Origin of the sequence: Deinococcus sp., from assembly GCF_025362455.1 — a bacterium.
In the GTDB taxonomy this organism is placed as follows: Bacteria; Deinococcota; Deinococci; order Deinococcales; family Deinococcaceae; genus Deinococcus.
On sequence record NZ_JANYGJ010000055.1, the window covers coordinates 1 to 14390 of the forward strand.

15 protein-coding genes are annotated in these 14390 nt (G+C 66.4%); 10 read left to right on the plus strand and 5 right to left on the minus strand.

The features are described from left to right. Positions 1 to 45: 45 nt before the first annotated feature. Complete coding sequence (locus Q0R23_RS03990) at positions 46 to 249, minus strand: hypothetical protein (RefSeq protein WP_293910604.1); 204 nt, start codon at positions 247 to 249, stop codon at positions 46 to 48. Between Q0R23_RS03990 and Q0R23_RS03995 the strand changes: the two genes are divergently transcribed. From Q0R23_RS03995 to Q0R23_RS04025, 7 genes are all read left to right on the plus strand, one after another. Next, on the plus strand, positions 248 to 466 hold the full coding sequence (locus Q0R23_RS03995) for a hypothetical protein (protein ID WP_293910606.1): 219 nt from the start codon (positions 248 to 250) through the stop codon (positions 464 to 466). The genes Q0R23_RS03990 and Q0R23_RS03995 overlap by 2 nt on opposite strands. Before the next feature lie 485 nt (positions 467 to 951). Then, positions 952 to 1983 (plus strand): esterase family protein, encoded by a 1032-nt coding sequence (locus Q0R23_RS04000; RefSeq protein ID WP_293910608.1) that lies wholly within the window; start codon positions 952 to 954, stop codon positions 1981 to 1983. Between the two features lie 61 nt (positions 1984 to 2044). Beyond that, positions 2045 to 2776: a diadenylate cyclase CdaA gene (cdaA, locus tag Q0R23_RS04005; RefSeq protein ID WP_293910610.1), complete on the plus strand. Its 732-nt coding sequence runs from the start codon at positions 2045 to 2047 to the stop codon at positions 2774 to 2776. Between the two features lie 62 nt (positions 2777 to 2838). After that, positions 2839 to 3858: a CdaR family protein gene (locus Q0R23_RS04010; RefSeq protein WP_293910612.1), complete on the plus strand. Its 1020-nt coding sequence runs from the start codon at positions 2839 to 2841 to the stop codon at positions 3856 to 3858. Between the two features lie 22 nt (positions 3859 to 3880). Continuing rightward, on the plus strand, positions 3881 to 5365 hold the full coding sequence (locus Q0R23_RS04015) for an ATP-binding cassette domain-containing protein (RefSeq protein ID WP_293910615.1): 1485 nt from the start codon (positions 3881 to 3883) through the stop codon (positions 5363 to 5365). A gap of 209 nt (positions 5366 to 5574) precedes the next feature. After that, positions 5575 to 6444: a plastocyanin/azurin family copper-binding protein gene (locus Q0R23_RS04020; protein WP_293910617.1), complete on the plus strand. Its 870-nt coding sequence runs from the start codon at positions 5575 to 5577 to the stop codon at positions 6442 to 6444. A 100-nt stretch (positions 6445 to 6544) separates the two neighbouring features. After that, positions 6545 to 6991, plus strand: a complete 447-nt coding sequence (locus Q0R23_RS04025; protein ID WP_293910619.1) for a CHRD domain-containing protein — start codon at positions 6545 to 6547, stop codon at positions 6989 to 6991. A gap of 77 nt (positions 6992 to 7068) precedes the next feature. On the opposite strand, the gene Q0R23_RS04030 is transcribed toward Q0R23_RS04025, so the two are convergent. The 3 genes from Q0R23_RS04030 to Q0R23_RS04040 form a co-directional block, all read right to left on the minus strand. Next, positions 7069 to 7947 carry a DUF4384 domain-containing protein gene (locus tag Q0R23_RS04030; protein WP_293910621.1) on the minus strand — a complete coding sequence of 293 codons (879 nt, stop codon included), beginning with the start codon at positions 7945 to 7947 and terminating at the stop codon, positions 7069 to 7071. Between the two features lie 99 nt (positions 7948 to 8046). Then, positions 8047 to 8463: a helix-turn-helix domain-containing protein gene (locus tag Q0R23_RS04035; RefSeq protein WP_293910623.1), complete on the minus strand. Its 417-nt coding sequence runs from the start codon at positions 8461 to 8463 to the stop codon at positions 8047 to 8049. Continuing rightward, positions 8464 to 8745, minus strand: a complete 282-nt coding sequence (locus Q0R23_RS04040; RefSeq protein WP_293910625.1) for a type II toxin-antitoxin system HigB family toxin — start codon at positions 8743 to 8745, stop codon at positions 8464 to 8466. It lies immediately after the preceding gene. A gap of 443 nt (positions 8746 to 9188) precedes the next feature. Between Q0R23_RS04040 and clpS the strand changes: the two genes are divergently transcribed. Together clpS and Q0R23_RS04050 are read left to right on the plus strand one after the other, a co-directional pair. Then, entirely contained in the window at positions 9189 to 9515 is a 327-nt protein-coding gene (gene clpS, locus Q0R23_RS04045; RefSeq protein ID WP_293910627.1) for an ATP-dependent Clp protease adapter ClpS, read from the plus strand. A 31-nt stretch (positions 9516 to 9546) separates the two neighbouring features. Next, complete coding sequence (locus Q0R23_RS04050) at positions 9547 to 11748, plus strand: AAA family ATPase (protein WP_293910629.1); 2202 nt, start codon at positions 9547 to 9549, stop codon at positions 11746 to 11748. Positions 11749 to 11854: 106 nt separating this feature from the next. Here the strand turns inward: Q0R23_RS04050 and Q0R23_RS04055 are convergent, their stop codons facing one another. Further along, on the minus strand, positions 11855 to 12403 hold the full coding sequence (locus Q0R23_RS04055) for a putative glycolipid-binding domain-containing protein (RefSeq protein WP_293910631.1): 549 nt from the start codon (positions 12401 to 12403) through the stop codon (positions 11855 to 11857). A 369-nt stretch (positions 12404 to 12772) separates the two neighbouring features. Between Q0R23_RS04055 and Q0R23_RS04060 the strand changes: the two genes are divergently transcribed. Next, a complete protein-coding gene (locus tag Q0R23_RS04060; RefSeq protein WP_293910633.1) occupies positions 12773 to 14182 on the plus strand; it encodes a YdgA family protein in 1410 nt (469 codons plus the stop codon). Positions 14183 to 14390 lie beyond the last annotated feature (208 nt).

The following is a 14390-nucleotide window of genomic DNA, read 5'->3' on the forward strand; positions in this document are numbered from 1 at the left end:
TGATGACGAACCAATTTGCGCCGCAAACCGTTGGTGTGCCAGCCGTCAAGTTTTTTTTGGGTGCTGCTGCTCTTCCTGGCTGACGATGACCTGAAACAGATCACGCAGAAACGGCACATGTGCTGAACGCAGCACCCGTTCAATCTCGCCCACGCTGGCACCGGGCCGAATCTGGGTCTCCAACTCAGCGATCAGTTCCTGGTACGCTTCGTCCGCCTGAACTCTCCATCCTGCTGTTGTCGGCTCCATGGCCCATCATCCCCCATTTCTGAGTTGCACCCATCCGGATGTCTGGCTGCACACCTGCCTGGGGCAGCATCCTGCCGAGCTGCTGAAGGTACTCGCCGAGCTCTCGGCGGACCTGAAGCAGCCACCGCTGAGTGTGCGGCAGGTGGTGCAGGCACTGGAGCAGTCAGGACTGCCCGTGAGCGGCGGCGCCTTGCTGGCACTGCTGGACGCCTCATGACGCCGACACCCAGTAGCACGCACACCTAAGTATCTCCTTGTCAAGCTTTAGATTTACCGAGCGGGAGGAGTGGCGTGCCCAGGCGCGTTCTTGTCCAGAACGGCACTGTCTTGAGCAGAACGGCACCTATCGGGCCTGCTCGCCTATCGGGCCTTCTTGGGCAGAACGGACTGTCGTCGTGAATGGACGCGCCTGGGCACGCCACTCCTCCCCCTGGGGACGCCTGCCCGCTGGCCGCTCCGTTCACGACGAAGAGCGAGTGAGGAAGAAAGTATGTCCTGGCTAACATTTCGGGCTTCCGCAAACAGCGCTCCATCCCTCCACTCCCGCCAGGACATACTTAGATACGGATTCCGATTGAATCGTTTTGTAAAAACGATGAGATCCGACCAACGGGAGTAGGAGCAGGTACGGATTCCGCTAGCTGAACACCACTACGCTACTGGCGGCAATCGTCGGCCCGGCCCTGCTCTACACTGACCTACATGGCCGTTTCCGCCTCTGGCACCCGCGTCACCTTCTCGCCGCCCGCCGGGGCCGCCGCCCTGATGGGCGACTTCACCGACTGGACCAAGCGCCCGGCTATTCCGGTGGTCAATGCTCAGCCGATCACCCTGACGCTGCCGCGCGGCGCCTGGGTCGAGTACGCCTGGATCGGCGCGGACGGCAAGCCCTTTGCCGATCCCGACAACGACCGGCTCTCGGTCAACCCCTGGTGGACCTACCCCCGCGCCGCCGAGGTGGGCGTATACCCGCAGCACGAACTGTGGCACGGTGAAGCGCCCACCGACCCGGCCCAGCGCGGTACGGCGCACCGGCTGGCCTGGAACGGTCAGGTGTTTCCCGGCAAGCGGCGCGGCTACGTCTACACCCCGCCCGGCTACGACGCGGCGCGGACCTACCCGGTCTACTACGTGCAGGACGGCGTGGCGTTTTTCCGCACCGGCAGGCTCGGTGAACTGATGGACCGGGCACTGGAGCGGGGGCTGATCGACCCGGCGGTGCTGGTGTTCGTCGAGCCCGGCGAGCGCAACGACGAGTATTACCTCAACGACCGCTATTTCGAGTTTCTGGTCAGCGAGGTTATGCCGGTGGTCGAGGCCGGGTATTCCGTGTCGAGGGCGCCGGGCGGACGCGGGCTGTGGGGCGCCTCGCTGGGCGGGCTGATCAGCTTATATACCGCCTGGTGCCGTCCAGAGGTGTTCGGTAAGGTGGTCAGCCACAGCGGGGCCTTCATCGCCGCGCCGCAGGGCCGGGTGGGCAACCAGATCGACACCACCACGGCGGGCGAGTGGCTGCGCGAGCAGCTTGAAGGCAGACCGCCCCGGAATCTGACGCTCAGCTTGGACACCGGCACGCTGGAATGGCTCCTCTCTCCCAACCGCCGGATGGCCGCCACACTGAGCGACCTGAACGTCCCGCACCAGTACCGCGAGTATCCCAGCGGGCACAACTGGGTCACCTGGCGGGCCGCCCTGCCCGAAGCGCTGCTGTACATGCAGGGCAACTCAGACTGAGGCCCGTATAGTACCGGTAGCTGCGGCGCCCAGACACCGCCCCGGCGAGAGGACACCCCCTGTGTTGCCCACGACTTCGCTCAAAGACCTGCTCGACATCCTGCTGGTGGCGACCCTGTTCTACCAGGGCTACACGCTGCTCAACGGCACCCGCGCCGTCAACGTGCTGCGCGGCGTGGGCGTGTTCGTGCTGGCCTGGGCGGCGTCGAACTTCTTGCAACTCACGGCGCTGAACTCGCTGCTGGGCCGCATCGCGCCGGTGGGCTTATTTGCGCTGGTGGTGGTGTTTCAGCCCGAACTGCGGGCCACGCTGGAGCGCATCGGGCGCCCCCGGCTGCGCGGGGCGGGCAGCGGCGCGGCCATTCAGGACATCGCCCGCGCCACCGAGCGCATGGCCGAGCGCAAAACCGGGGCCTTGATCGCCATCGAGCGCCGGACCCCGCTGGGTGAGTACGCGGCCAGCGGCGTGGGCCTGGACGCCCGCATCAGTGCGCCGTTCATCGAGGCGCTGTTTGCCCGCAACGCCCCGCTGCACGACGGCGGCGTGATCGTGCAGTCGGGCCGGGTGGTGGCCGCCGCCTGCCTGTTTCCCTTGCAGAGCAGCGACGGGATTTACCGGCGCTACGGCACCCGCCACCGCGCCGCCATCGGTCTGTCCGAGCTGACCGACGCCGTGGTGCTGGTGGTCAGCGAGGAGCGCGGCAGTGTCCGGCTGGCCCTCTCCGGGCGCCTGAGCGCCGATCTGAGCGGCACCGAGCTGCGCGAACGGCTGCGGGAGCTGGTGTATGAGTAGGGGGATGTGGGGAGTGGGATGTGGGGAGTGGGGAGAGCGGGAAGTGGACGGGGGGATAGCGCGTGCCTGAGCCGATTCACAGCCCTGAGCCGGTTCACAGCCCGGATAGGCAGGTGCCAGGCACACGCTTGCCGGAGGCGCCGAGGCCGCTCAAAAAACGGCGCGGGCCGCTGGAAGCCGTGCGCTACTGGTGGGGGCGGCTGCTGCACAATCTGCCGCAGAAGGCGCTGGCGCTGCTGCTGGCGGCCAGCGTCTGGTTCATAGCGACGCAGGACCGCCGCGCCAACATCCAGCAAATCTACGAGGTGGCGCTCGACGTGCGCGACACCACCGGGGGCCGTGAAAAGCGGGCGGTCAGCGGCCTGAACCCGGCCAGCGTGCGCGTGACGCTCAGCGGCAGCCGCCAGCGCCTGGGCGCCCTGAGCGCCAGCGACGTCCAGGCGTATGTGGACGTGACCGATCTGCCCGACGGCGATTTCAGCCGCACCGTGCGGATCGTCGGCCCGGACGGCACCAACTCGGTGCGGGTCACGCCCACCGTCGCCCAGGGCCGCATCGACGCCGAACTCAGCCGCACCCAGCCGGTGACGCTGAGCGTGGGCGCCGCGCCGGGCAACAGCGTGCCCAGATACCTGCTCTCGCCGCGTCAGGTGACGGTGCGCGGCCCCGACCGGCTGGTGAGTGCCGTGGAGCGGGTCATTACCGTGCCGGTCAGTCTGGCGCAGGGCCAGCAGCTCGAAACCCGCCTGATCGCGCTCGATGCCCAGGGCGCCCCGGTGAACGTGACGCTCAGCCCGGCCAGCGTGACCCTGACCCGCGTCGATCTCGGCAGCCTGCCGGTCCGCAGCGTGCCGGTGGCCCTGGCCGCGCCGCCTAGCGGCCTGAAAGTCACGGCGTCGAGCATCACCCCGGCCAATGTGCGGCTGATCGGCCCCGCCGACGCCCTGGCCCGCATCACCAGCGTCGGCGCGGCGCTGAGCTACCGCCCCGGCACCTACAGCGCCCAGCCGGTCCTCAAGCTCCCCGACGGCGTGCGCTCACTCGATCAGGTGCGCGTCCAGGTGACGGTGACAGGGCCATGAGGTGTTGGGCCGTGAGGCCAGCTTGAACGAGAAGGCGCCGCCCCCACTCGCCGTTCTCAGCAACGTCACGGTCAGCCTGGGCAGGCCGCTGCTGTGTGGGCTGGACTTCACACTGATGCCCGGCGCCGCCTGGCTGATCGGTGGCCCCAACGGCGGCGGCAAGAGCAGCTTTCTGCGCGTGCTGCGCGGCGAGCTGCTGCCCAATCAGGGCGAGCGGACCTACCACCTCGGCGGCCAGGTTTCGCGCTCCGGCGTGCGGGCGCTGCGGGCGCTGGCGCTGGTGTCGCCCGAACAGGAAGCCTTCTACCTGACCCGCGACTGGCTCCAGACCGTCGGTGACGTGCTGCTGAGCGGCCTGAGCGGCGAGGCGCTGCGGCTGAGCGAACCAGGCACCGCCGACCTGGCGCGGCTGGCCGAAGTGGCTGCCCAGACCGGTCTGAACGCCCTGCTGGAGCGCGACTTCCGGACCCTTTCGCACGGGCAACGGCGCCGGGCTCTGCTGGGTCGTGCGTTGATGCCCCGCCCGGCAGCCCTGCTGCTCGACGAATTCACGGACGGCCTGAGCGCAGCGGCCCGCGCCGAGCTGGGCGAAGTCCTGCGCGGCGTCTGGCAAAGCGGCGTGGCCGTCGTGCTGGTCACCCACCGCCCGGAGGAGGCGCCCGATCTACCCTGGCAACGCGCCTGGATTGAAGGCGGGCGGCTGAAGCCGGGCCAACCCGGTCTGGACCGTCCAGCGCAGGCCTTGAGGGTCAGCTCGCCAACGTCCAGCTCAGCGCCAGCGCCAATGAGCCCGGCGCCAATAGACCCCGCCCCGCTCATCGTTGTGGAGCAGGCCGAGGTCTACCGAAACGGCCACCACGCGCTCGGCCCCGTCACCTGGACCTGGCACTCAGGCGAGCACTGGCTGGTGACGGGCGAAAACGGCGCGGGCAAGAGCACGCTGGCGCGGCTGATCGCCGGGGAGCTGCACCCGGCACTGGGCGGGCAGGTCCACCGGCCCTTTTTACAACGAGAACGGCTGGAGCGCGACCTGGGCCACCTCCGCCGTCAGCAGATCGGCCTGCTGGGCGCCGAGGTCGCCATCCGCCAGCGGCGCGACTGGACCGGGCTGGAGGTCATCGGCTCGGCCTTCGGCGGCACCGAGGGCTTCACGCACGAGCTGAACAGAGAGCAGCGCAGGCGCGTGCTGGAGCTGGCCGGGCGGCTGGGCGTCGGCGAATTGCTGACCCGGAGTGCCGCCACGCTCTCGCAGGGGCAATGGCGCCGCCTGCTGCTGGCCCGCGCCCTGGTGGCCCGGCCACGTTTGATCATTCTGGACGAGGGCCTGGATTTTCTGGACGCCGAGAGCCGCCTGGAGGTCACCGCACTGATCGCCGAGGCGCAGCGGCAGGGCAGCCATCTGCTGGTCGTCTCGCACCGGGAGGCCGATGTGCCGCCGGGACTGACCCACCACCTGAAGCTCGGCGGCGGCAAGGTCGTGAGCAGCGGCCCGCTTCGGCAGGCATGAGAGTCCGATAAACCGTGCCAGACAGTCTTCCCATCTGAAGACACTGCGATGAATTTGTCAGAGTCGGTGCGCTACAACCTGCTCCATCAACGGCTGACACGTCCTGCCGTTCGGTCCAGCGCCTCAGTTCACCGCCTTAACCGTACCTTCATCTTTCGCGGCTGCACATCTAACCTGTTGAGCTGCGCGTATCTCCAAGTGAGGCCACCATGACAGTTGCTCCCAATCGGCACACCATCAACCGGCACACCGTCAACCGGAGGGGCACCCTCGCTCCTCGCCTGGGCCTATCCCTTACGCTGCTGGGCGCCGCCCTGGCGGGCTCCGGGCAGGCCGCACCTGCACAGACCTACAGCGTGCAGACCTACGTGTTCAAGCACGGCGAACTCTCGACCACCGACCCCATCGGCGCAGGCTTTATCAAGGTCAGCTTGCTGTCACCCGAAAAGTCCGAGTCGACTCTCTATGTGCGCGGACTGACGCCCAACACCGCTTACATGGCCCATTATCACGCGCTGGGGCCGAAATCGGGCGCCCTGTTTCGCACGCCCTGTGAATCGAACGGCCCGATCACGCTGGGCTTTCCGGCCTTCAAATCCGACGCTCGCGGGCGGGCCATCGTCAAGCTCAGCGCCGATCCGGCCACCATCGCGGGCGGAGCGGGCGCCTACATCAACATCCACCGCGCCGACGATCCGGGCGACATTCCGCTGTGCGCGGTGGTCCTCAAAGACGGCGCGACCACCACGCCCGCCGCCAGCAAAGGCGCCGACGACACGATGGCCGACATGCCGGGCATGGCCAGCACGGCTGAGAATACCGTGACCATCATCGACAACGCCTTCCGCTTCAAGTCGGGCGGCGAAACCCTGAAGATCAAGGTGGGCGACACCGTGAAGTGGACCTACGACGGCAAAGTCACCCACGACATCAATTCACTGAGCGCTCCCAGCCTCAAATCGCCCAAGCTCAGGCGCGGCGACACTTACAGCTACACCTTCAACAAACCCGGCACCTTCGGCTTTTACTGCTCGTTTCACGAGGGCATGGGCGGCACCATCATCGTGACCGCTCGCTGAGCAGCGATGTCAGTTAGAGTCGGTCAATGACAGTCGGTCAATGACAGTCAGTCAACAAGCAGCCGCTTTATCAGCAATACACGCAGCAAGGGAGATCACCATGAACGCCATCAAGATTGTCCTCGGATTGACCGCCGCCCTGACCCTGGGTTCCTGCACCATGATGAACAAGCCCACCACCTACACCTTCAAGCACAAAGCCATCGAGGCCGATCCGGCGGCGGCGGGCGTGGCCAGCGTGAGCCTGGGCAACGCTGGCATGAGCACCACCACCCTGACGCTCAGCGGCCTGACCCCCGGCAAGGCCTACATCTCGCACTACCACGCCTTCGGCCCGGCGTCGAGCAACGATCCCTGCGCCTCCAACGGCCCGGTGACGGTGGGCTTTCCCAACTTCACCGCCGACGCTATGGGCATGGCCACCACGGTCCTAAGCACCGACATGGCCAAGATTGCCGGTGACGCGGGCGCCTACATCAACGTGCATTACGCCAGCGACCCCAGCACTATTCCTATTTGTGCGCCGATCAAAATGGTCAAGGGCTGAGCCCTACAAGCTGAATTCGAAGCCGACACAAGCGCCCGACCCCTCACAATGGGGCCGGGCGCTTTGATGTGGTCCGCTCAGCGGCGGATGATCTGCACGTCGAAGGAGCCGCCGCGCACCTTGATGATGAGCTGGGCCTCGTCCTCGCCCTGGAAGCGGGCGTTCACGGCGTTGCCGCGCTCGTCACGGTTCACCAGTCGGTAGCCCTGGTTCTGGAGTTCGTTGGCGTACTGGATGTAGATCTGGGCGACGGTCTGCTGGCTCTGAAACTGCGAGCGCCAGTTCGGCTGGTTGCGCCAGACCGGCAGCGTCACCACCGGGTTGGTCTGGACCGGCTGGACATTGCCGGAGCCGTAAGCGACGTTGTAGTAGGCCACGTCGGTGATCCAGCTATTTTGCGGCACCGGGTTCTGGACCGGGTTGACCACGATGCTCAGCGCCTGGGCGAGCTGCTGAGAGCCGCCCTGGGCCGCCGGGGCGACGGTGGCGAACTTGTCCTGGCCGCTGCGGAAGCTGGCGATGCTGGAGGTGTCCAGCGGGCTCAGGCTGGCCAGCGCCAGCACCTTGTTCAGACCGTAGGGCGCGGCGATGTCGAAGGTGAAGCCGTCGCCCGCCGAGGGAAAGGCCTTGACGGTGTTGGCCTTGACGAAGTTGGCGCCGCCCGCATAGCGGTTGGGCAAAATCAGATCGACCTGGCCGTTGGGGTCCACGTTGAACAGGTAAACGTAGGCGTCGCGGCTGACACGGGTATACAAGCGGATGCGGTCACCGGGCAGGTAGTTGGGCGTCTGTGAGCCGCTGCTGTCGCGGTCGGTCCAGACCTGCACCGAAACGTCGGCGGGCACGGGGTTGACGATGATGCTCTGGGCGCTGATTTTGGGGGTGGCGAACGCGGGGGCACCGAGCAGGCCGAGCGAGAGGCCGAGGGTGGCAGCGGAGATCAGGGTCTTGTTCATGTCCGCAGTGTGACGCTGAGCACTGACGGCAGGCTGATGGGGCGCCTGAAGGGATGCCTGGTAAATTCTCATAGCCCGTCAGCAAGCTGATTGGAGGAGTCAGAGAAACACGCTGGGCGAGACCTTAAAATGGCGGCCCAGTCGCCGGGCGTGCTCGGCGGTGAACGTCCGCTTACCACTGGTGAGTTTGCTGATCTGGCCCTGGTCGATCCCCGTCGCCTCGGAAAGACCTTGCTGCGTTACTCCATGCTCCTTCATCAGCAGGCGCAGTTCCATGTCGGGCGCGGCAGGCGGAATCGGATAGTGTTCGACTTCGTAAGCCATGATGCGCTGCATCAACGTCTCAGCCAGCGGTGCGAGTGGATGACTCACCGTGTCGCCGATTTCACGGTCGAGTAACTGGAGGAAGGCGGTGGCGCTGATGAGGTCGGCTTCGCTCGCGATGGGAGTGAACGCCTCCGGGGCGAGGCCCTGAAGCTGCTGAAACGTGCTGGAGAGTTGGGAGAAGTTGGTCACTTATGGCCTCCAGGCATCGTATGCCCGATGTGTGAAAACAGCCTCGATCAAGAATCGCTGACCGGGAAAGTTCGGAAAGACGATCAGCCGGTACTTGTTGCCGCCAATGTTGAAGACGATAAATCCCCCCACCCAGTCGGCACTGCCGTAGTCGCCACGGACCTCTGCGAAGTTGCCGTAGGTCGTCCTCTGAACGTGACGTAACCACTCGCGCAGCGGCTCCTCAGCTTCAGGGTAGTCAGCCCAAAAAGCAGCGAGGGTGCGAGGGACAAGGACGTTCACAGGGCAATTATGGCACAGGGTCATAGATATGGTGAATTCCAGTTGCTAGCGCAGCGTGATCCGGAGGGGCTACGCTTTCTCTGACAGGAGCTTTCTCTGACAGGAGAAAACATGTGCTACCACCGCATCACGCTGCCTCTACGGTACAAGATCGAAGCGTTCTGTGAGGGGGGCATACGGCCAGCCAGATCGCCACGCAGCTCGGCGTCCACCGCACGACCACCTTGCGTGAACTGGAGCGCTGCACGCCGTATACGGCCCAAGGCGCTCAGCAGGACGCTGAGCACTGACGGCAGGCTGATGGGGCGCCTGAAGGGATGCCTGGTAAATTCTCATGGCCCATCAGCAAGCTCAGGCGCCCGGCATGGGACAGTCGAGCTCACCCCCGCCCAATCTTGTCCCCGCTGCCACTTGCCCTCCCCAGGCGGCGCTACCATACCCCCGTGACCCGCCGCACCCCCGCCGACCCTGGCAGCAACACCCAGACGCTGGAGCGCACCCAGACCACGCGCCCACGCCTCTACCGGGTGCTGCTGCTCAACGACGACTACACCCCGATGGACTTCGTGGTGATGGTGCTGGGGCAGTATTTTCGCAAGGCCGAGCCCGAAGCCCAGGCCATCATGCTGGCGGTTCACCGCAAGGGGCAGGGCGTGGCCGGGGTGTATACCCGCGAGGTGGCCGAAACCAAGGTCGCCCAGGTGACCCAGCACGCCCGCGCCGAGGGCTTTCCGCTGCGCGTGGTGGCCGAGCCGGAGCCGGACCTATGAGCCGCGAGCGTATGAACAGAAGGAATTGCTTATGATTGCCGCCCAGTTCAGCCGGACCTTAGAACGCGCCGCCATCCTCGCCGGGGAGCGCGGCCACGAATACGTGACGCTGGAGCACCTGCTCTACGCCCTGACCGACGACCCCGACGCCAGGGCGGCCCTGCTCGGCAGCGGCGCGGACCTGAAGCGCCTGCGAACCGATCTCGATGCCGTGCTGGCCACTTTTGAAGAAGTCAACGCCCACCCCGAACTGACCCTCGGCGTGCAGGAAGTCGTGCAGGACGCCGTGCTCCAGCGCCACGCCAGCGGCAAGGGTCGCCAGGACGTGACCGGCGACCTGGTGCTGATCGAACTCTTAGAGCAGCCCGACAGTTTCGCTCGCGCCGCGCTCGAAGCCCAGGGTGTCACCCGGCTGAGGGTGCTGGACTACGTCAGCCACGGCGGCGAGCAGCAGGGCCAGCCCGGCACTGAATCCGGCACCGAGGACACGGCACTAGAAGGCGAGCAACCTATAGACCCACTCGCCGCCTACACCACCGACCTGACCGCCCAGGCCGAGGCGGGCAGCCTCGATCCGGTGATCGGCCGCGCAGTGGAGCTGGAGCGGGTGCTGCACATCTTGGCGCGGCGCACCAAGAACAATCCGGTGCTCGTCGGCGAGCCGGGCGTGGGCAAAACCGCGCTGGCCGAGGCGCTGGCCCAGCACGTCAGCGGCAAGGACGCGCCCGGCTTTTTGCGTCAGGCCCGCGTCTACGCGCTGGATATGGGCGCTCTCATCGCCGGAACGCGCTACCGGGGCGACTTCGAGCAGCGCCTCAAGGCCGTGCTGAAGGCGCTGGAATCGCACAACTGCGTGCTCTTTATAGATGAGCTGCACACCCTGGTCGGCGCCGGGGCCACCGAGGGCGGCAGCATGGACGCGGCGAACCTGCTCAAACCCGCCCTGGCACGCGGCGGGCTGCGGGTGCTGGGCGCCACCACGCCCCAGGAGCTGCGCCATCTGGAACGGGACCGGGCACTCTGGCGCCGCTTCGGCGTCGTGGACGTGCCGGAGCCCAGTGAACAGGACGCGCTGGAGATTCTGAAGGGCCTACGTAACCGCTACGCCGAGCACCATCACGTGACCTACAGCGAGGCCGCCCTGGACGCCGCCGTGAAGCTCTCGGCCCGCTACGTGCGCGACCGCTTTCTGCCCGACAAGGCCATCGACGTGATCGACGAGGCGGGGGCGGCCAGATCAGTGCGCGGCCTGGGCGGCGAGGTCACGGAGGCCGACATCGAGGCGACGGTGGCCCGCATCGCCCGCGTGCCGGTGGGGCAGGTCAGGGCCGAAGAGGTCAAGTCGCTCGCCACGCTGGAACAGGACCTGGGTGAGCGCGTCTACGGTCAGGCGGCAGCCGTCAAGGCCCTGTCGAGCGCCGTGAAACTGGCCCGCGCCGGGCTGCGCGACCCGCGTAGACCCCAGGGCGCCTTCCTGTTCGCCGGGCCGACGGGCGTGGGCAAAACCGAGCTGGCGCGGGCGCTGGCCGACAGACTCGGTGTGGAACTCCTCAGATTCGACATGTCCGAATACCAGGAGCCGCACACCGTCGCCCGGCTGATCGGGGCGCCGCCCGGCTACGTGGGCTTCGATCAGGGCGGGCTGCTGACGGGCGCCATCGCCAAGCATCCCCAGGGCGTGCTGCTGCTCGACGAGATCGAGAAGGCGCACCCGGATGTGTACAACATCTTTTTGCAACTGCTCGACCACGGCACGCTGACCGACCACGCGGGCAAGAAGATCGATGGGCGCGGCCTGATGGTCCTGTTCACCACCAACGCGGGCGCCGCCGACGCCTCGCGGCCCGCGCTGGGCTTCGCTCCGGTGGGGCGCGGCAGCGAGCAACTCGAAGCGGTCAAGCGGACCTTCACGCCGGAATTCCGCAACCGCCTCGACGGCATCATTCCCTTCGCGGCGCTGTCGGAGTCGGTCATGGCGCAGGTCGTGGACAAGTTCCTGGCCGAGCTGGACGCGCAGCTTACCGAACGGGGCGTGACCCTGAGCGTCACGCCCGCCGCCCGCGCCCTGCTGGCGCGGCTGGGCTACGACCCGGCCATGGGCGCCCGTCCGCTGGGCCGCGTCATCGAGGAGCGCCTGAAGCGCCCGCTGGCCGACGAACTGCTGTTCGGACGCTTATCAGGCGGCGGCAAGGTCACGGTGGGCGTCCAGGGCGGGGAATTGACGCTGAGGTGAGCGCCTGGAGTGAAGGGAGGGCCAGCCCACCGAACGCGGTCATCTCTGAATTCCGTTTTCAAACAGCGGGATCCTTCACTATCAGGATGACAACGTATCGACTCTCCTACGCCCGCTCGTAGGCGTCCGAGCTGGTCAGCACCAGCAGGTCGTCGTCCACCCTCAGCTCGCTGGTGAAGCCGCTTTCCAGATTCTTGTAGCGGTAGGTCTGCTCGGCGGTGCGGGTGTAGCGCTGGCGCACGGCTCTGAGGGACAGGTCCGGCACGTTCACCCAGGCGGCCAGAAGGTCGCCCGACTGGCCCACGCCCAGCTTCAGGCGGCGCAGCGCCAAGGTGTTGGTGATCGGCGTGACGCGCAGGTCGAGGTCGGTGCAGTGCTCAAGCTTGCTCAGACGGTGGCCGGAGGCGCTGCTCCAGACGCCGGATTTGGAGCGGTAGATGGTCATGGCCGCGCCGCCCGCCACTTGCAGATCGAGGATGGTGGGGCAGCCGTCGTCGCCGAGGTCGAGTTCGTACTTCAGCGCGAAGGCGTGTCCGCCCTGGCGGCCCACCACCGTCCCCTCGGCGCGGCTCCAGCGCAGCAGACGCAGATGCTCCAGCGTCGGAGCGTCGGGGTTGAGGCTGCGCCACAGCAGCGGGGAGGCGGGGTCTGACATACCGGCCAGTTTAGCCCGGCAACTCCAGGCATCTCCAGTTTCTCTTTGCACCGATCTTTGGGCACCGATCTTTGGGCACCGATCTTTGGGCACCGATCTTTAGGCACCGATCTTTGGGCACCGATCTTTAGGCCGAAATATCCACACCGAGTTTCGCCCAGCCCACCGCATCAATGCCTACGCCAGACGGCCTAGAGCAGTACTCCGAATTACGCCACGGGGAAAACAGCCTCCCCGCGCCTCCATTCTGCGTCCTGCTCAGTCAAAACTACTCGCTCCGCTCGGTCATAAAAAGGGTCTTTTTATGACATCTGCTCTAGAGTCAACCCGTCAGAACACAATCCGGGCCACAGACGCTAGGCTGGCGGCATGACTCAAGTGCGCCGTCCGACTCCTGTTCGCAAACGCTCGCCCCTGCCCGCCCTGGGCATAGGCGCCCTGCTCCTGGTGGGCGGCCTGGCCGGGGGCACCGCCTACATCGGCTCGCAGACCGTCACCGCTCAGGAAGACCTGGCCAAAAATATCAAGACGGCGGTGGAGGCCACCGGTTACGCCCAGGTGAAGAGCAGCACCTATGACCGGGGGTTCATGAACAGCACCCAGACCATGAACATCGTGCTGGGGCTCAAGGGCGAGAGCAAACCGGTGGGCCTGACACTGATTAACCACATCCAGCACGGACCGCTGCCGGGATTTAAGGCGGTGGGCCAGGCAGTGATCGACAGCGAGGTGAAATTTACCGACGCCGCCCTGCAAACCAAATTCGAGGCGGCGCTGAAAGGCCAGAAACCCACCATCCGGACCGTGGTGGGGCTGGGCGGCGCCACCAGCAGCCAGATTGAGGTACCTGCCGGAAGCCTGACCGAGCAGGGCACCACCGTGAGCTGGCAGGCGTTGATGGGCGACGTGCAAAACGCTGGCCTGACCGGCAGCGCCGACCTGAGCTGGCCGGAATTCAAGGTCGTGGGTGACGGCGTGAACATGACCATCAGCGGCGTGAGCGTCAAGGGCAACACCGTCAAGCAGAGCCTGAGCGACCCGCTGGCGGTGGGCGACCAGACCCTGCGCATCGGCAGCATCAGGGTCGCGGGCAGCAGCGGCGGACAGGCGGGTACTGTCAGCATCAAGGATATGGCGCTGGTGTCAAAAAGCAGCGTCATGGGCGGGTTCTACAACGGCGCCCTGAGCTACGACATCGGCCAGGCGGATATCGACTCGCCCGGCGCCGTGGCCCAGAGCTTCAAGAACGCGCAGCTTCGCCTGAGCATGAACCACCTCAGCCGCGAGCCGCTGGTGCGCCTGCTGGCGCTGGTCAACAGCCTCAACGAGAAAAACCGGGCCGCCGGAAGTAGCGCCGCCAGCGGCCTGGCGAGCCTCAGCGCCGCCCAGCGCAAAGCCGCCACCGACGACGCCCTGGCGCTGCTCAAAGCCCAGCCGGTGCTCTCGGTCGACCGCCTGAGCCTGGTGCGCCCGGAAGGCGAGCTGGTGCTGAGCGCCAGGGCCGAGATACCCGGCGCCGCCAAACTGAACGCCGAAAGCGTGCAGATGCTGACCCAGGCTCCGGCGCTGGGTGTGGGTATGCTCAAACTTCAGGCCCAGTTCAAAGGCCCGGACGCCGCCCTGCGCGGGCTGCTGGGCACCATTGCGCCCTCGGTGACCAGCAGCCTGGACGGACTGATTCAGGCTGGCTTCCTGAAAAAGCAGGGCCGCGATCTGGTCAGCGACCTGTCGCTCAATGAGGGCAAGCCGACCATCAACGGGCAGGCGATGGGGCAGTAAGTCGGGGTTTGGCCGCGTGGGGCGCCTTCCAGATCGGGGGCACCCCACTAGAGCAGCACTCCGAATTACGCCACGGGGAAAACAGCCTCCCCGCGCCTCCATTCTGCGCCTTGCTCAGTCAAAACTACTCGCTCCGCTCGGTCATAAAAAGGGTTTTTTTATGACATCTGCTCTAGTCCATTCGGTGTGCTCGGTTCGGTTGCAGCGG